Origin of the sequence: Pseudomonas sp. Pse79 (genome assembly GCF_024519615.1) — a bacterium.
Lineage (GTDB): Bacteria > Pseudomonadota > Gammaproteobacteria > Pseudomonadales > Pseudomonadaceae > Aquipseudomonas > Aquipseudomonas veronii.
This window is the reverse complement of the sequence record NZ_JALJRR010000002.1, coordinates 323,046-340,487: the sequence shown is the minus strand read 5'-3', so window position 1 is coordinate 340,487 and position 17,442 is coordinate 323,046. Positions and strand designations below refer to the sequence as shown.

Genomic DNA, 17,442 nt, shown 5'->3' with positions numbered 1-17,442 from the left:
GTTCGGCCGATTGTAACGGGGTTGTCTGCGATAAGAAGGGTTTCACCGCCCGACAGCCAACGGATTTGTTTCTGAATCCCCAGGCGTGGCGCGCAAGATTTCCGCCAGGCTGGTCAACCCGGCTTCGACCTTGTGCATGCCGGCCATTCGCAGGCTGCACATCCCTTGCTGGAGCGCCGCCCGGCGCAAGGCCTGCACGTCGGTGCCGGGGGTGATCAGCGACTTGAGCGCGTCGTCCAGCACCATGATTTCGTAGACCCCGGCGCGCCCGCGATAACCGCTGTCACGGCACTCCGCGCACCCGATGGCTTCAGTGTCGTTGCTGCTGGTTGTGCGTTTGCAGCGTGGGCACAAGAGCCGCACCAAGCGCTGCGCCATCACTCCCAGTAGTGTGGCCTTGATCAAATAATAAGCAATGCCCAGTTCCTGCAATCGGCTGATCGCACTCGGCGCATCGTTGGTGTGCAGGGTCGACAGCACCAGATGCCCGGTCAGCGCGGCCTGGATCGCCATCTCGGCGGTTTCCTGGTCGCGGATCTCGCCGATCATGATGATGTCCGGGTCCTGGCGCAGCAGTGCGCGGATGCCGCTGGCGAAGCTCAGGTCGATATTGTGCTGCACCTGCATCTGGTTGAATGCCGGCTCGACCATCTCGATCGGGTCTTCCACCGTACACAGGTTGACCTCGCGGCTCGCCAGGCGCTTGAGGGTGGTGTAGAGGGTGCTGGTCTTGCCGGAGCCGGTAGGGCCGGTGACCAGGATGATGCCGTGGCTCTGGCGGGTCAGGCTGTGCCAGCGTTGCTGGTCCTGGGCCGACAGGCCAAGCTGGTCGAAGTCCTTGAGCAGGACCTGGGGGTCGAAAATCCGCATCACCAGTTTCTCGCCGAACGCCGTGGGCAAGGTTGAAAGGCGCAATTCCACTTCCGCGCCCGCCGGGCTTTTGGTCTTGACCCGCCCGTCCTGCGGTTTGCGTTTTTCCGCCACGTTCATCCGGCCCAGGCTTTTCAGGCGGCTGACCACCGCCATCGTGACCTGGGGCGGAAACTGGTAGACGTCATGCAGCAGCCCGTCGATGCGAAAACGCACGCGGCCCTGCTCGCGACACGGCTCGATATGGATATCGCTGGCCCGCTGGCCGAACGCGTACTGCAACAGCCAGTCGACGATATTGACGATATGCGCGTCGTTGGCGTCCGGCGCCTGGTCGCCGGCGCCGAGGTTGAGCAGCTCGAAATGTGCCGGCGCGGGCGCTGTTTGATCGGCGCCGCTGACGGACTTCGCCAGGCGATAAAACTCGCCGATGCAGCGCTGGATGGCCTGTGGGTTGGCGACCACGCGTTTGATCGAACGCTTGAGCACCTGCGCCAGCCCGGCTTCCCAGGCAGTGACGTAAGGCTCGGCACTGGCGACCGTGACGCTCTGTGCATCCACGGCCACCGCAAGAATGCCGTGGCGCTGGGCGAAGGCGTGGGACATCAGTGGCACCACCGTCGCCACATCGATCTTCAGCGGGTCGATACGCAGGTAAGGCTGCCCGCTGTGCCGCGCCAGCCATTGCGTCAGGGTTTCCAGGCAAGGCCCCTGGGCCGCGATGCATTCCAGGGGATGCTGAGTGTGGCTGGCCGGCAGCGTCGACAAGCGCCGGGCCACATCGAGGGTGATCACGCCCTGCTCGACCAGGGCCGGTAACAACGGGGGCAATTCCAATCGCTGGTCAACGGACATTGAGGCTTTCCTGGGGCGCCGGGTGTATTCCCAGGCTAGTCAGCCCCTGACCCGCTGCCTTGCGCGTGTATTGCAGGCTTTTACTGGGCGCCGGCGGCCAGCGCCTGAGGCCGCACAGAGTCAGCCGACCACATCTCCAGCGAGCACACGCTGATCAGGTTTCGAATCTTTTCACCGATCACCTGGGCTCGGTGCCAGCTCACGCCATCCATCACGATATCCACGGTCAGCACATCGTCCTGGCGATTCACACTGACCTGGCGCGGCGTCAGGAACTGCAGCGCGAAATAGTTGAGCACCCGGCACAGCACATCGGGTTCGGCCTCGGCGACGATCTGGTAATGGGCCTGGCAATGGGCACTGTCGACGGCCCACGCATCGACGCGGGTGACAGGGCAGGTGGTTTCGACGGCGTGCATGCGGACTCTCCAGATTCGATTGGAGAAATTCTTACATTCGCGAAAGGAGATTTCTTATCTAAGATGAGCATGATTCGTCGATAAATGCACAAATCAATTCAAAACAACCCGTATTAAAGGTATTTCTATGCGCAGCGAACTGGACGTCTACGACCGCCGTATCCTGGCCCTGCTGCAGGAGGATGCCTCGCTCTCCAGCGCGCAGATCGCCGAGCAGGTCGGCCTGTCTCAATCGCCATGCTGGCGGCGTATCCAACGGCTGAAGGACGAGGGCGTGATCCGCAGCCAGGTCACGCTGCTGGACCGCAAGAAGATCGGCCTCAATACGCAGATTTTTGCCGAGGTCAAACTCAATGCCCACGGGCGTTCCAACTTCGCCGAGTTCACCGAGGCGATCCGCGGTTTTCCGGAAGTGTTGGAGTGTTATGTGTTGATGGGGGCGGTGGATTTTCTGCTGCGCATTGTCACGTCGGACATCGAGGCTTACGAGCGGTTTTTCTTCGAGAAGTTGTCGATGGTGCCGGGGATTCAGGAGGTCAATTCGATCGTGGCGTTGTCGGAGATCAAGTCCACCACTAGCCTGCCAGTATTGGGCTGACAGGGCTGGCCTCATCGGGGGCAAGCCCCCTCCCACATTGGAGTGGGAAGTGGCTTACTCCCGATGGCGATATTACAGACGCAGCAGGGTCTTCCAGGCACGGTTCTGATACACCGCGATCGCCTGATGCATGCGCGCATCCAGCGATTCATCGGTGATCGGCTGGTTGGCCAGTTGCGCCAGCTTGTTCAGCTCACCGTACAGGCGGTCGAGTTCCGCAATGTCCACCACCTGGCGTGCGTGGTGCAGCCAGGCCTGGATGCGCTCGATGCGCGGCAGTTGCTCGGCGAGGTCTTCCGGTTGCTGCTGATAGCGCGGCAGTTGCAGGGCGACGGCGTCTTCGGCCAGCAGGCGTGGCAACCAGTTGGTGATTTGCGCGGCGCCCTGACGGTTACCGCGCACGTTGCGGTCGGCGGTCCAGGTGCGGTTCAGCAGCCAGCGGGAGGTGTTCAGCGAGAACAGGCCCCAGCGCACGTCGGTCAATTCTTCGGCGAATTGCTCCGGCGCGGCTTTGCGAATGTCTTCATCGTCGTCACCGGCCTGGACCAGCGGGCGCCAGTCTTCCAGCAGGGCATCGAGTGCGCTGCGCAGTTCGCTGGTGGATTGACGCGGCGCGGCCTGGCCGAGGCTGCCGAGCAGGGCGCGCAGTTCGCCGAGGTTGTCGACCCAGTCCTGCAACAGGCGCCAGTGGCCATTGAAACGGTATTGCTCGGCCAGGCGCTGGCTGCTGCCCAGCAGGTGCCACATGATCGCGGCGAAGGCGTCGTCCAACGGCATTTCGGCGTGCAGTTGCGGCGCCGGCAGGCTCAGGGAGTAGCTGCTGGCGTCATACAGGCGATAGCCGCGTTCGGCCTTGCTGATGTCGCATGGCATCAGTGCCAGGGTGGCGGCCAGTTCGGCGGCCAGTTCCAGCAGGGCGGCCGGTTCGCCTTCGCGCAGTTCCAGTTCCAGTTCGCAGATTTCTTCTTTCTGCTTGCCGGCCACTACATGGCCCAGGTCCAGTGCGGCTTCGATCACCACTTTGGCTTTGCCCCGGCCCCAGGCGATTTCGGCGCGTTCGCGCACGAAGTCGGTGGTGAAGATCGGCTTGAGGGTCTTTTTGTCCAGCTCGGCGAGTTCCTCGGGCCAGCATTCGCCGTCGAGTTTCTTCACGTCGAGCTTGGCTTTGGGCAATTCCCAGTTGTATTCGTTACGTTCCGACAAGCCGGCGACGCTTTGGCCACGGGTCTTGAGGGTCTGGATAATGTCGTCACCGTCCTTGCGCAAACGCAGGGCGACTTTGGCCTTGGCCAGGTCGCGCTCGGGGGTGTCGAAGTACTGGTTCATCAACTCACGGCGTTCCCAGCCACTTTTGTTGCGTTTTTTCAGTAGCGGGTGCTCACGCAGCGCGGCGAGTGTTTCGCGGCTGACGCGGAGCTTGATTTCGGTTTCTTTCTGCATGGCCGGAAAATCCAGGATCGGGAGCGCAGCCGGGAAAAAGAGTGGCTGCCAAGGTCGTGCAGTGTACAGGACTGAGCCCGGCAACGCGCCGCAACGGTTTATTGTGTCGTGCAGATGCCTCTATAGTGAGGTTCATCCGGGAAGTAGGGAGACCGCGCATGCCGTTACCGTCCATGAAAGAGCAATTCGCCGCCTTGATTGCCACACCGTCGGTCAGTTGCACCCAAGCGTCTCTCGACCAGAGCAACCGCCCGGTGATCGACCTGCTCGCCGGCTGGCTGGGCGATCTGGGCTTCGCCATCGACATCCAGCCCGTCAGCCCCGGCAAGTTCAACCTGCTCGCCAGTTTCGGCACGGGCCCCGGCGGCCTGGTGTTGGCCGGTCATAGCGATACCGTGCCGTATGACGCCGCGCTGTGGAAGACCGACCCGCTCAAGCTGACGGAAGTCGACGGTCGCTGGGTAGGATTGGGCAGCTGCGACATGAAGGGTTTTTTCGCGCTGGCCATCGAAGCGGTGTTGCCGTTGCTCGACCAACCGTTCAAGCAGCCGTTGCTGATCCTTGCCACCTGCGATGAAGAAAGCTCGATGTCCGGCGCCCGTGCATTGGCGGCGGCCGGGCGTCCGTTGGGGCGTGCGGCGGTGATCGGCGAGCCGACGGGCCTCAAGCCGATCCGCCTGCACAAAGGTGTGATGATGGAGCGCATCGACATCCTCGGCCGCAGCGGTCATTCGTCGGACCCGCGCCTGGGCCACAGCGCGCTGGAAGCCATGCACGATGCCATCGGCGAACTGCGCGGCCTGCGCCTGGCCTGGCAGCGCGAGTACCGCAACCCGCAGTTCAGCGTGCCGCAACCGACCCTGAATTTCGGTTGCATCCACGGCGGCGATAACCCCAACCGCATCTGCGGCCAGTGTTCCCTGGAGTTCGACCTGCGGCCCTTGCCCGGCATGGACCCGCAGGTGCTGCGCGCGGCGATCCGGCAGAAACTCGAACCAGTGGCCGAGCGCCATAAGGTGAAGATCGACTATGCGCCGCTGTTCGCCGAAGTGCCGCCGTTCGAGCAGGCCGAAGACGCAGAGCTGGTGCGGGTCGCCGAACGATTGACCGGTCATCGCGCCGAAGCAGTAGCGTTCGGCACCGAAGCGCCTTATCTTCAGCGCCTTGGTTGTGAAACCCTGGTGCTTGGCCCTGGCGATATTGCCTGCGCCCACCAGCCGGGCGAGTACCTCGAAATGTCACGCTTGACGCCTACAGTGCGTCTATTGCGGGAACTGATCGAACATTACTGCCTGACACCTGCATAAATTAATCCCTGCCCATGCGTACATAAGGAGAGCGAGCGTGTTGCCAAGCCTGTTCCGACGATAACCATCAGCCTGCTGTGCGTTTTCACGACTCATCCTTTTTCGGCTGCTTTTTATTACAGGCCCAGGTTCCATGCCCGACTACGTCAATTGGCTTCGTCACGCTTCGCCCTACATCAACGCCCACCGCGACTGCACCTTTGTGGTCATGCTGCCCGGCGACGGTGTGGATCATCCGAACTTCGGCAATATCGTCCACGACCTGGTGCTGCTCCACAGCCTGGGAGTGCGACTGGTGCTGGTCCACGGTTCGCGCCCACAGATTGAAGCGCGCCTTGAAGCGCGCGGGCTCAACCCGGTTTACCACAACGGCCTGCGCATCACCGATGCCGCCACGCTGGAGTGTGTGATCGATGCGGTCGGCCATCTGCGCATCGCCATTGAAGCGCGCCTGTCGATGGACATGGCCTCGTCGCCGATGCAGGGCTCGCGCTTGCGCGTGGCCAGCGGCAACCTGGTGACGGCGCGCCCGATCGGCGTGCTCGAAGGCGTGGACTTCCACCACACCGGCGAAGTGCGTCGGGTCGACCGCAAAGGCATCAATCGCCTGCTGGACGAGCGCTCCATCGTGCTGCTGTCGCCCCTGGGATATTCGCCCACCGGCGAGATCTTCAACCTGGCCTGCGAAGACGTCGCCACCCGCGCCGCCATCGACCTGGCCGCCGATAAGTTGCTGCTGTTCGGTGCCGATCCTGGCCTGATCGATGAAAATGGCCGCCTGGTGCGTGAACTGCGCCCGCAACAAGTGCCGGCGCATCTGCAACGCCTGGGCAGCAACTACCAGGCTGAATTGCTCGATGCGGCTGCCGAAGCTTGCCGGGGCGGGGTCGGCCGCAGCCATATCGTCAGCTATGTCGAAGACGGTGCGTTGCTCACCGAACTGTTCACCCGTGATGGCGGCGGTACGCTGGTGGCCCAGGAACAATTCGAGCTGGTGCGCGAGGCGGCGATCGAAGACGTCGGCGGCTTGCTCGACCTGATCAGCCCGCTGGAAGAGCAGGGCATCCTGGTACGCCGTTCGCGGGAAGTGCTGGAGCGTGAGATCGAGCAGTTCAGCGTGGTCGAACGCGAAGGCATGATCATCGCCTGCGCGGCGCTGTATCAGATCGCCGATTCGGACGCGGGGGAGCTGGCGTGCCTGGCGGTCAACCCGGAGTATCGCCACGGCAGGCGCGGCGATGAACTGCTCGAGCGCATCGAGGCTCGCGCCCGGGCGCAGGGGTTGAAGACCCTGTTCGTGCTCACCACGCGCACGGCGCACTGGTTCCGCGAGCGCGGCTTTGTGCCCAGCAGCGTGGATCGCCTGCCTTCGGCGCGGGCATCGCTGTACAACTATCAGCGTAACTCGAAGATTTTCGAGAAGGCCCTGTAATACCCCGCCCTCCCAGCCTCTGAGCTGGTTTGCCTGCGATGCAGGCCTCGGTCGTTGCGTTAACCCGAGGTGATGCGTTCGCCGCCAAACCAGCTCGTCACTTCGAAAATCGGTACGTCCCACGGGCGAAGGGCGTAGCGATGACGTGGTCGATCAAACCCCGGGGTGCGTCATCGTGCCACCCGTGCCCCCTACTAAAGTTTAAGGATTCTTGATTTTGAGCCGATACGATCAAGGCGTAGAGGGATAAATTGCGCGAAGCTTTCGCTGCCAGACGGCTCGATCGGCGGCTCTCAGGCCGGCATGAAATATTAGTGATACAAAAACTGTAACAAATTGACGGGAAGATGGGCGTTTGGCCATGATGGCGTCGCCTTTTTGATCCTGGGTGACGTATATGACGGTGCGTTCAGCTAAAAAGATCTAAAAAGCGATCAAGAAATGCCTTTTAGAAATTAGCTTATGCAAAGGTTCGTCTATGCTGACGCGTCTTGTTTCATGCAGAGGCTTATTCCAAAAGCGTATGAAAAAGAATGAAATAATTCTTTTTGGGTGTATGAAAAATTCATTACCCTGCAGGGACCAAACAAACTGCGATTAGACGAAGGTAGTAGACACACAAGGTTACGATTGACTTGGTAGTCACTATCTGGCGCTAATCGCGCATCTGTGGATCTCGGGCGTTAGACCCAGGACCAAAGAAATACAAAAATTAGAAATGAGAGGAGCGGTACATGAAGAAGTCCACATTGGCGTTGGCTATAGCGTTGGCGGCAATCGCCCAGCAAGCTGCAGCAGCCGGTTTCATTGAAGACAGTAAGGCCAGTGTCAGCTCGCGTACCTTGTATTTCGATAACGATCAGCGTGATGGCGGTGCTGATCAACGCGAAACAGCCACCGGCCTGAAGTTCGATTACAAGTCCGGCTTCACTCAAGGTGTCGTTGGTTTTGGTATCGACGCCCAGGCATTGGTAGGTATTCACCTGGATGGTGGTCGGGGCCATCACCCAAACAACAACTCCTTCGTTCCAAGTGACTCCGATGGGTCTGCCGTAAGCAACTGGAGCAGTGCGAGTGCTAACGCCAAGGCCCGCTTCTCCAAGACTGAAGCACACCTGGGTGGTGCGCTGTCGCCGAACCTTCCAATCCTGATCGCCAGCGACGGCCGTTTGTTGCCGCAAACCTTTGAAGGCGGCACTGTCACTTCCAAAGAAATCGACAATGTGACCTTCAACGCCGGTCAACTCGAACATGCCACTGGTCGTGCTTCAAGCAACAGCACCGGCCTGGCCGTCAACGGCGGTACCGAGGAAAGCAATAAGTTCCGTTTTGGTGGCGCTGATTGGAAGGTCACCAAAGACTTGACCCTGCAGTACTACTACGCAAACCTCGAAGACTACTATAAGCAGCACTTCCTGGGCCTGTTGCACGTATACCCGATCAGCGAAGGTCAGTCCTTCAAGACCGACCTGCGCTACTTCGACAGCAGTTCTGATGGCAAGAACGGTCAGGCCGGCTATCGCTTCAACAACAACGGTGGTTACGCGAAGAACGCAGGCGAGGTTGATAACAAGACCTGGAGCGCCATGTTCACCTACACCCTGGGTGGCAGCGCCGTTATGCTCGGTCACCAGCGTGTCAACGATGACGGTGGTTTCGTCTGGCTGAACCAGGGTAGCGTTGTGGATGGTAATGGTCGTAACGAAGGTGCCGGCGGGTCGAGCTTCTACCTGTTCACCGACAGCATGATCAACTCCTTCGTCCGCGCGGGTGAAAACACCACCTTCGGTCAGTACTCTTACGACTTCGCTGCACTGGGTGTTCCAGGTCTGCGAACCTCGATTGCTTACTTGCACGGCGACAACATCAAAGCCGTGGGCGGTGGCAGTGATCAGTCCGAGTGGGAACGCGATATGCGTATCGACTACACCATTCAGGCCGGCGCGCTCAAAGGTTTTGGCACCACTCTGCGGCACGGTGCGTACCGTGGCAGCGGCACTGGTATCCAGGACCAGGATCAGACACGCCTGATCTTCAGCTACTCCTACAGCTTCTTGTAAGGCTGGATAAGGAAAACCTCGCGTTACCGCGAGGTTTTTCTCACGTTCAATCAAGTCGGGCTCAACCCCCGCAAGCCCTTCCTGACCCCCTCTTTTTTACAGCGTCTCAAGGCCTTCTCGAACCTTGAAACGAATGTTGACTCTCGCCTGCTCCAAGGTCCAGTGAACACATTTTTAATATTCCTATATCGTCTAGATAAATCGATATTTATTCTTTTTAAATAATCCGTAATCCATGCACAGTGGGCTCCATAAGCACTCATCAGGAGCCACACCATGAGCCTAAGACTGGGCGACATCGCCCCCGACTTTGAACAGGATTCCAGCGCCGGCAAGATTCGTTTCCACGAGTGGCTGGGCGACAGCTGGGGTGTGCTGTTTTCCCACCCGGCGGACTTCACGCCGGTATGCACCACCGAGCTGGGCTTCACCGCCAAACTCAAGGACGAATTCGCCAAGCGTGGCGTCAAGGCCATCGCCCTGTCGGTAGACCCGGTGGACTCGCACCTCAAGTGGATCGAAGACATCAACGAAACCCAGAACACGCTCGTCAACTTCCCGATCCTGGCCGACGCCGACCGCAAGGTCTCGGACCTCTACGACCTGATCCACCCGAACGCCAGTGACACCCTCACCGTGCGTTCCTTGTTCGTCATCGACCCGCACAAGAAAATCCGCCTGACGATCACCTACCCAGCCAGCACCGGGCGCAACTTCCACGAAATCCTGCGGGTTATCGACTCGTTGCAACTGACCGACAACTACAAAGTCGCCACGCCCGCCAACTGGCAGGACGGCGATGAAGTGGTGATCGTGCCGTCGCTCAAGGACGAGGAAGAAATCAAGAAACGCTTTCCCAAAGGGTACCGGGCGGTGAAGCCGTATCTGCGGCTGACACCGCAACCCAATCGCTGAATTACCTGTAGGAGCGAGCTTGCTCGCGAAGCATGCGCGGTTACTGCGGACATCCAGAAAGCCTGCGTCATCGTTGACGGTTTTCGCGAGCAGGCTCGCTCCTACAGATAGACGCTGTGTACTCACATGGCAGGGGTTTTGAGGCCGTTTAGACGGCCTTTTTTTTCGCCTGGCGATTGATGGATGGTTTATTCTTTTATGGAATAAACAAATGAAAAAATAAGATTTATAGATATATAAATCTGCTGATATGGTCTGTTCCATCTTGGCGCCATCGCCACACAGCGAACCGCCGACACTTGCTAAAGGAATTTCCTACATGCTGGTCGTAACACTTGGAGGCAGTCCCAGCCAGCGTTCCCGCTCCGGGGTCTTGCTGGATAAAACCCGTCAGTGGCTGCAACAGCAGGGCGTGGAAGTGGTGAGTTATCAGATACGGGACTTCCCGGCCGAAGACTTGCTGCATGCGCGCTTCGACAGCCCCAAAGTCATCGACTTGTTGCAACAAGTGGCCAATGCCGACGGCCTGGTGATCGCCACGCCGGTGTACAAGGCCTCGTTCTCGGGCGCGCTGAAAACCGTGCTCGACCTGCTGCCCGAACGCGCCCTGGCCCACAAGGTGGTATTGCCCATCGCCACCGGCGGCAGCATCGCCCACATGCTGGCGGTGGACTACGCATTGAAGCCGGTGCTGTCGGCGCTCAAAGCCCAGGAATTGCTCCACGGGATCTTTGCCGAAGACAGCCAGATCGCTTACGGCGAAGGCAGTGCCCAGGCGCAACTGGTGCCGGTCCTCGAACAACGCTTGAGCGAGGCTCTGGAAACTTTCTACGCCGCCATGGCTCGTCGCCCGAAACCGCTGGACCCGCATGTGTTGAATGAACGTTTGTTGAGTGCTCGCTGGAGCATTTAAGCCTTACCGATTCACGAAGTACTCACCTTACTCAGCCGCCAACGGCCAAGCAGGTGCAGCCTACCCCCCAATCGCATTTTTGGAGAGAGCGCCATGCTCACTGTCATCTTGCGTCGTGGTCTGGTCGCACTGTTTGCTGCGGCTGTGTCCTTCGGCGCCATTGTTCAAGCCCACGCTGCCGAAACCCTGCGGATCGGCTATCAGAAATACGGCACCCTGGTGCTGCTCAAGGCCAAGGGCACCCTGGAAAAGCGCCTGGCCGCCGACGGTGTGCAGGTGCAGTGGACCGAGTTCCCGGGCGGCCCGCAATTGCTCGAAGGCCTGAATGTCGGCTCGATCGACTTCGGCGTCACTGGCGAAACCCCGCCGGTATTCGCCCAGGCCGCCGGTGCCGATCTGCTCTACGTGGCCTACGAACCGCCGGCGCCGACCAGTGAAGCGATCCTGCTGCCGAAAGACTCGCCGATCAAATCGGTGGCCGAGCTCAAGGGCAAGAAAGTCGTGCTCAACAAGGGCTCCAACGTTCACTACCTGCTGGTGCGGGCCCTGGAAGATGCCGGCCTGAAATACACCGATGTACAGACCGTGTTCCTGCCGCCCGCCGATGCGCGTGCCGCGTTCGAGCGTGGCAGCGTAGACGCCTGGGTCATCTGGGACCCGTACCAGGCCGCCGCCGAGAAACAACTGCAAGCCCGCACCCTGCGTGACGGCAGCGGGATTGCCGACAACCACCAGTTCTACCTGGCCACCAGGCCCTACGCCGAAAAACACCCCGAAGTGATCAAGGCGCTGGTGGAAGAAGTGCGCGCGGTGGGCGAGTGGTCCAAGGCCAACCCGCAGCAAGTCACCGAACAGGTCGCGCCGCTGCTCGGCCTGCCGGCGGACATCACCCTGACCTCGGTGAAACGCCAGGGCTATGGCGCGCTGTTCCTGACCCCGGCGGTGGTCGCCGCGCAGCAGAAGATTGCCGACAGCTTCTACCAACTCAAATTGATCCCCAAACCCTTGAGCATCAAGGACGTGATCTGGACGCCACCTGCCGCCGTGGCCAGCGCGCCGTAATCCGACTTCTTCAGGAGACAACTCCATGAGCCTCACTATTTTCTGGTTCCTGCCTACCCACGGCGACGGTCATTACCTTGGCACCGCCGAAGGCGCTCGCGCCGTCGACCACGGTTATCTGCAGCAAGTGGCCCAGGCGGCCGACCGCCTTGGCTTCGGCGGGGTGCTGATCCCCACCGGGCGTTCCTGCGAAGACTCGTGGCTGGTGGCCGCTTCGCTGATCCCGGTGACCCAGCGTCTGAAATTCCTGGTCGCGCTGCGCCCCGGGATCATTTCGCCAACGGTGGCCGCGCGTCAGGCCGCGACCCTCGATCGCCTGTCCGGCGGCCGTGCGCTGTTCAACCTGGTGACCGGCGGTGACCCGGAAGAATTGGCCGGCGACGGTCTGTTCCTCACTCACGAGGAGCGCTACCAGGCCTCGGTGGAGTTCACCCGCATCTGGCGTCGCGTGCTGGAAGGCGAAACCGTGGATTACGACGGCGAACACATCAGCGTCAAAGGCGCCAAACTGCTTTATCCGCCGATCCAGCAACCGCGTCCGCCGCTGTACTTCGGCGGTTCCTCCGAAGCCGCGCAGGACCTGGCGGCCGAACAGGTGGACATGGTGTTGACCTGGGGCGAGCCACCGGCCGCGGTCGCGGAAAAAATCGAACAGGTGCGGGCCAAGGCCGCAAAACTCGGGCGCACGGTGCGCTTCGGCATTCGTCTGCATGTGATCGTGCGCGAAACCAACGATGAAGCCTGGAAAGCCGCCGACAAACTGATCTCGCACCTGGACGACGACACCATCGCCCGTGCCCAGGCCTCGCTGGCGCGCTTTGATTCGGTCGGCCAGCAGCGCATGGCGGCCTTGCATGGCGGCAGCCGCGACAACCTCGAAGTCAGCCCCAACCTGTGGGCCGGCGTCGGCCTGGTGCGCGGCGGGGCCGGCACCGCGCTGGTGGGCGATGGCCCGACGGTTGCGGCGCGGGTCAAGGAATACGCGGCGCTGGGCATCGACACCTTTATCTTCTCCGGTTATCCACACCTGGAAGAATCGTATCGCGTCGCCGAGTTGCTGTTCCCGCACCTGGATATCGAACGCCCCGAGTTGCCGAAAAGTGCCGGCTACGTGAGCCCGTTCGGCGAGATGGTCGCCAACGACATCCTTCCCAAAGCGGCGTCACAGAGCTGAGGTGGCGCCATGAATGTGGAAAAACTGAGCCATCGCGTGGCGCCTTGGGTGCTGCCGGTGTTGCTGTTGGCGGTGTGGCAGTTGTCGGTGTCGGCGGGTTGGTTGTCGACGCGGATTCTGCCGGCGCCGAGCGCGGTGATCGAGGCCGGGGTCAACCTGGTACGCAGCGGTGAAATCTGGACGCACCTGGCCATCAGCGGCTGGCGCGCGGGCCTGGGTTTTGTGATCGGTGGCAGCATCGGTCTGGCCCTGGGCTTTATCACCGGCCTGTCGACGTGGGGCGAGCGCCTGCTGGACAGCTCGGTGCAGATGATCCGCAACGTGCCGCACCTGGCGTTGATCCCGCTGGTGATCCTGTGGTTCGGCATTGACGAGACCGCGAAGATTTTCCTGGTCGCCCTCGGCACGCTGTTCCCGATCTACCTCAACACCTACCACGGCATCCGCAACGTCGACCCGGCGTTGGTGGAAATGGCGCGCAGCTACGGTTTGTCCGGCTTCAGCCTGTTCCGCCAGGTGATCCTGCCGGGCGCGCTGCCGTCGATCCTGGTGGGCGTGCGTTTTGCCCTGGGCTTCATGTGGCTGACGCTGATCGTGGCGGAAACCATTTCGGCCAGTTCCGGTATCGGTTACCTGGCGATGAACGCCCGTGAATTCCTGCAAACCGACGTGGTGGTGCTGGCCATCGTCATGTACGCGATTCTCGGCAAGCTGGCCGACCTCGCGGCGCGCGGCTTGGAGCGTGTGTGGCTGCGCTGGCATCCGGCTTATCAAGTGAATAAAGGAGGTGCGGCATGACCGCTCAACAACCTCCGCGCCTGCTGAAGGGGATTCCCCTGGCGGTGTGCAAATTGCGCAAGGCCTTTGGCGCGCGGGAAGTGCTCAAGGGCATCGACCTGCATATTCCGGCGGGCCAGTTCGTTGCCGTGGTCGGCCGCAGTGGCTGCGGTAAAAGTACCTTGCTGCGCCTGCTCGCCGGCCTCGACAAGGCCAGCAGCGGTGAGCTGCTGGCCGGCTCCGCGCCGCTTGGCGCGGCGATCGAAGACACGCGGTTGATGTTCCAGGAAGCGCGTCTGCTGCCGTGGAAAAAGATCATCGACAACGTCGGCCTCGGCCTCAAGGGCAACTGGCGTCCCAAGGCACTGGAAGCGCTCGAAGCGGTCGGCCTGGCCGAGCGTGCGAATGAGTGGCCGGCGGCCTTGTCCGGTGGCCAGAAGCAGCGTGTGGCCCTGGCGCGTGCGTTGATTCATCAGCCGCGTCTGTTGTTGCTCGATGAGCCGTTGGGCGCGCTGGATGCGTTGACCCGCATCGAGATGCAGCAACTGATCGAAAGCCTCTGGCAGAAGCATGGTTTCACCGTGTTGCTGGTAACCCACGACGTCAGCGAAGCCGTGGCCATTGCCGACCGGGTGATCCTGATCGAAGACGGCGAAATCGGCCTCGACCTGATTGTCGACCTGCCGCGTCCACGCGCCCGAGGCTCGCATCGACTGGCCGCGCTCGAAGCGCAGGTGCTCAACCGTGTGCTGTCGCTGCCCGGCACCCCGCCGGAACCCGAACCCGTTTCACCGTTGCCCACGCAATTGCGGTGGGCGCAATAACTCACTTGTCCCATGAAGGAAAAACGACATGACTATCAAAGCCATTAACGTGCGTAACCAGTTCAAAGGCACCGTCAAGGAAATCGTCGAAGGCGATGTGCTCTCGGAAATCGACGTGCAGACCGCGTCCGGGATCGTGACGTCGGTGATCACCACCCGTTCGGTCAAGGAGTTGGAGCTGGTGATCGGCAGCGAGGTGATTGCCTTCGTCAAATCCACCGAGGTGTCGATCGCCAAGTTGTGATCACTTGAGGGCGCTATCGGGAGCAAGCTCCCTCCCACATTCGAACCGGTTTCTTCAGGAAAACTCGATCACATGTGGGAGCAAGCTCCCTCCCACATTCGAACCGGTTTCTTCAGGAAAACTCGGTCACATGTGGAAGCAAGCTCCCTCCCACATTCGAACCGGTTTCTTCAGGAAAACTCGGTCACATGTGGGAGGGAGCTTGCTCCCGATGAGGCCCTGCCAGACAACACATCCATCAGACAGTGACGCCCCGCTTGGGCAAATACGCCGGCAGATAAAGCCCCACATACGCATCGAACACGCGCATGCCTTCCTCAGCCATGCGCGGCGTGATCAGCCCATGCTGATGCACCGAACGCGCATACACGCGATCACTCAATTCCAGCGCCAGCGCGAACACGTCCACATCGGTGGGCAGGGTCGGCACTTCGAAATGCCGGTTGAACACGGCCAGCATCAAGTCACCCAACTCCAGATCGTGCTGGCGGTCGGCCTGATTCACTTCGGTCAGCCCGTGCTGGGTCAGGATCAACTGGCGGGCGGCGGCGTCGTTGCTGTAGATGGTGAGCATGCGCTGTTCGACGATGTAAGACAGGTCGCGCCAATACTTGAGTGAATCATGCGCGATGGGCGCCTGGATTGCGGCGCGGAATGCCGCATGGACGTCGGCGGTCAACGCTTCCAGCAGCGCCGGCACGCTGGCGAAAAAGTGGTACACCGACGACGGCGGAATCTGTGCGCGCTCGGCCACGCTGTAGATCGACAAACCGGCCACGCCTTCGGACGCCAGCAACGTGCGGGCGGCGTCGAGGATCGCGTCGATCCGGGCCTGGCTGCGGGCGCGGGGTTTGCGAGGGGCGGCGGGGCGGGTGGTCATGGAAGTCTCCTACAAGGCAGCGGGCATTGTATGAGCAGGAGCCGGTGTTGTCTGCCAGGCCGCCATCGGGAGCAAGCTCCCTCTCACACTCGAACCGGTTTCTTCAGGAAAACTCGTTCAAATGTGGGAGGGAGCTTGCTCCCGATGGCGGCCAACTCGGTCGACCAAAAGCAACCCATAAAAAAACGCCACAGACCAAAGGCCTGCGACGTTTTTTCAGTGCAACCAGCGCTTACACGGTATGCAGGTACCAGTTGTACTCAAGGTCGGAGATGGAGTGTTCGAACTCTTCCAGCTCACTTTCCTTACAGGCGACGAAGATATCGATGTATTTAGGATCGATGTACTTGGCCATCACCTCGCTGTCGTCCAACTCGCGCAGGGCATCGCGCAAGTTGTTCGGCAGGCTTTGTTCGTTCTGCTCGTAGCTGTTGCCTTCCACTGGCGCGCCCGGTTCGATCTTGTTGGTCAGGCCGTGGTGTACGCCCGCCAGGACCGAAGCCATCAACAGGTAGGGGTTGGCATCGGCACCGGCCACGCGGTGTTCGATACGCACGGAGTCGGCCGCGCCGGTCGGCACGCGGATCGCCACGGTGCGGTTGTCCAGGCCCCAGCACGGCGAGTTCGGCACGTAGAACTGTGCGCCGAAACGACGGTAGGAGTTGACGTTGGGGCACAGGAACGCCATCTGGGCGGGTAGGGTCTCCAGCACACCGCCGATCGCGTGACGCAATGCGGCGTTCTGCTCGGGATCCTCGCTGGCAAAGATGTTCTTGCCGTCCTTGTCCAGGATCGAAATGTGTACGTGCAAACCGTTGCCTGCCTGGCCTGGGTAAGGCTTGGCCATGAAGGTGGTGTCCATCTCATGGTCGTAGGCGATGTTCTTGATCAGGCGCTTGAGCAGTACCGCGTAGTCGCAGGCCTTGATCGGGTCGGCCACGTGGTGCAGGTTCACTTCGAACTGCGCCGGGGCACTTTCCTTGACGATGGCATCAGCCGGGATGCCTTGCTCTTTGGCACCTTCCAGGATGTCCTGGAGGCAGTCGACATATTCGTCGAGGTCGTCGATCAGGTAGACCTGTGTCGAGTGCGGGCGTTTGCCGGAGATCGGCGAGCGGGGCGGTTGTGGGCGGCCGTTCACGTTCTCCTGGTCGATCAGGTAGAACTCAAGCTCGAAGGCAGCGCAGATAGTCAGACCGAGGTCGTCGAATTTGCTTACAACCTGACGCAGTACTTCGCGCGGATCGGCGAAGAAAGGTTCACCTTCAATTTCGTGCATGGTCATCAGCAGTTGCGCGGTCGGGCGCTTTTGCCAAGGTTCATTGCACAGGGTGTCGGGGATTGGATAACAGATTCGGTCAGCATCACCGATGTCCAGACCCAGGCCGGTGCTTTCCACCGTTGAGCCGTTGATATCCAGGGCAAATAAAGAGGCAGGCAAGTTAATGCCTTTCTCGTAAACCTTGTGGAGGCTGGTGCGTTCGATGCGCTTACCGCGCACCACACCATTCATATCCGCAATTAGAAGGTCTACGTACAGAACCTCAGGATGATCCTTAAGGAACGCGTTCGCTTCGTTAAGCTGAACGGCACGCGGGGGTACCGACATGATGCAACACCTTTGTTGTTAAAAATATCAATCATTGATCTTTTCAGGTTTCAGTCAACCCGA

Annotated in this window: 16 protein-coding genes; 11 read left to right on the top strand and 5 right to left on the bottom strand. The window is 60.7% G+C overall.

The features are described 5' to 3' along the window. Positions 1 to 42 precede the first annotated feature (42 nt). The gene (locus tag NR164_RS04720; RefSeq protein WP_256822371.1) at positions 43 to 1,725 is read right to left on the bottom strand and encodes a GspE/PulE family protein; all 1,683 of its coding nucleotides are present in this window, start codon (positions 1,723 to 1,725) and stop codon (positions 43 to 45) included. 80 nt (positions 1,726 to 1,805) lie between these two features. Continuing rightward, positions 1,806 to 2,144, bottom strand: coding sequence for a hypothetical protein (locus NR164_RS04715; RefSeq protein ID WP_017845097.1), 339 nt, complete (start codon positions 2,142 to 2,144; stop codon positions 1,806 to 1,808). A gap of 127 nt (positions 2,145 to 2,271) precedes the next feature. Here NR164_RS04715 and NR164_RS04710 point away from each other — a divergent pair, with 127 nt between their 5' ends. Next, positions 2,272 to 2,742 carry an Lrp/AsnC family transcriptional regulator gene (locus NR164_RS04710; RefSeq protein ID WP_256822370.1) on the top strand — a complete coding sequence of 157 codons (471 nt, stop codon included), beginning with the start codon at positions 2,272 to 2,274 and terminating at the stop codon, positions 2,740 to 2,742. Between the two features lie 72 nt (positions 2,743 to 2,814). Here the strand turns inward: NR164_RS04710 and NR164_RS04705 are convergent, their stop codons facing one another. Further along, positions 2,815 to 4,182, bottom strand: a complete 1,368-nt coding sequence (locus tag NR164_RS04705; protein ID WP_017845095.1) for an inorganic triphosphatase — start codon at positions 4,180 to 4,182, stop codon at positions 2,815 to 2,817. Positions 4,183 to 4,340: 158 nt separating this feature from the next. On the opposite strand from NR164_RS04705, the gene argE reads away from it, so the two are divergent. From argE to NR164_RS04655, 10 genes are all read left to right on the top strand, one after another. Then, the gene (argE, locus tag NR164_RS04700) at positions 4,341 to 5,489 is read left to right on the top strand and encodes an acetylornithine deacetylase (RefSeq protein ID WP_046488840.1); all 1,149 of its coding nucleotides are present in this window, start codon (positions 4,341 to 4,343) and stop codon (positions 5,487 to 5,489) included. Positions 5,490 to 5,622: 133 nt separating this feature from the next. Further along, positions 5,623 to 6,921 carry an amino-acid N-acetyltransferase gene (argA, locus tag NR164_RS04695; protein ID WP_017845093.1) on the top strand — a complete coding sequence of 433 codons (1,299 nt, stop codon included), beginning with the start codon at positions 5,623 to 5,625 and terminating at the stop codon, positions 6,919 to 6,921. A gap of 734 nt (positions 6,922 to 7,655) precedes the next feature. Continuing rightward, complete coding sequence (locus NR164_RS04690; RefSeq protein ID WP_169884141.1) at positions 7,656 to 8,981, top strand: OprD family porin; 1,326 nt, start codon at positions 7,656 to 7,658, stop codon at positions 8,979 to 8,981. 276 nt (positions 8,982 to 9,257) lie between these two features. Beyond that, positions 9,258 to 9,896 carry a peroxiredoxin gene (locus NR164_RS04685; protein ID WP_017845091.1) on the top strand — a complete coding sequence of 213 codons (639 nt, stop codon included), beginning with the start codon at positions 9,258 to 9,260 and terminating at the stop codon, positions 9,894 to 9,896. A gap of 319 nt (positions 9,897 to 10,215) precedes the next feature. Further along, complete coding sequence (gene ssuE, locus NR164_RS04680; RefSeq protein ID WP_017845090.1) at positions 10,216 to 10,809, top strand: NADPH-dependent FMN reductase; 594 nt, start codon at positions 10,216 to 10,218, stop codon at positions 10,807 to 10,809. A gap of 93 nt (positions 10,810 to 10,902) precedes the next feature. Then, complete coding sequence (locus NR164_RS04675) at positions 10,903 to 11,871, top strand: sulfonate ABC transporter substrate-binding protein (RefSeq protein WP_079444896.1); 969 nt, start codon at positions 10,903 to 10,905, stop codon at positions 11,869 to 11,871. Positions 11,872 to 11,896: 25 nt separating this feature from the next. Next, positions 11,897 to 13,045, top strand: a complete 1,149-nt coding sequence (gene ssuD, locus NR164_RS04670) for an FMNH2-dependent alkanesulfonate monooxygenase (protein WP_046381712.1) — start codon at positions 11,897 to 11,899, stop codon at positions 13,043 to 13,045. 9 nt (positions 13,046 to 13,054) lie between these two features. Continuing rightward, positions 13,055 to 13,843 (top strand): aliphatic sulfonate ABC transporter permease SsuC, encoded by a 789-nt coding sequence (gene ssuC / locus NR164_RS04665; RefSeq protein WP_046381713.1) that lies wholly within the window; start codon positions 13,055 to 13,057, stop codon positions 13,841 to 13,843. Then, on the top strand, positions 13,840 to 14,646 hold the full coding sequence (ssuB, locus tag NR164_RS04660) for an aliphatic sulfonates ABC transporter ATP-binding protein (protein ID WP_256822367.1): 807 nt from the start codon (positions 13,840 to 13,842) through the stop codon (positions 14,644 to 14,646). The genes ssuC and ssuB overlap by 4 nt, the downstream gene beginning before the upstream one ends. A 28-nt stretch (positions 14,647 to 14,674) precedes the next feature. After that, complete coding sequence (locus NR164_RS04655) at positions 14,675 to 14,890, top strand: molybdopterin-binding protein (RefSeq protein WP_017845085.1); 216 nt, start codon at positions 14,675 to 14,677, stop codon at positions 14,888 to 14,890. 238 nt (positions 14,891 to 15,128) lie between these two features. Here NR164_RS04655 and NR164_RS04650 read toward each other — a convergent pair whose 3' ends face one another. Both NR164_RS04650 and NR164_RS04645 read right to left on the bottom strand, forming a co-directional pair. Beyond that, the gene (locus NR164_RS04650; RefSeq protein WP_079444895.1) at positions 15,129 to 15,770 is read right to left on the bottom strand and encodes a TetR/AcrR family transcriptional regulator; all 642 of its coding nucleotides are present in this window, start codon (positions 15,768 to 15,770) and stop codon (positions 15,129 to 15,131) included. Positions 15,771 to 16,002: 232 nt separating this feature from the next. Beyond that, positions 16,003 to 17,379 (bottom strand): glutamine synthetase family protein, encoded by a 1,377-nt coding sequence (locus tag NR164_RS04645; protein ID WP_026139798.1) that lies wholly within the window; start codon positions 17,377 to 17,379, stop codon positions 16,003 to 16,005. Positions 17,380 to 17,442: the final 63 nt, after the last annotated feature.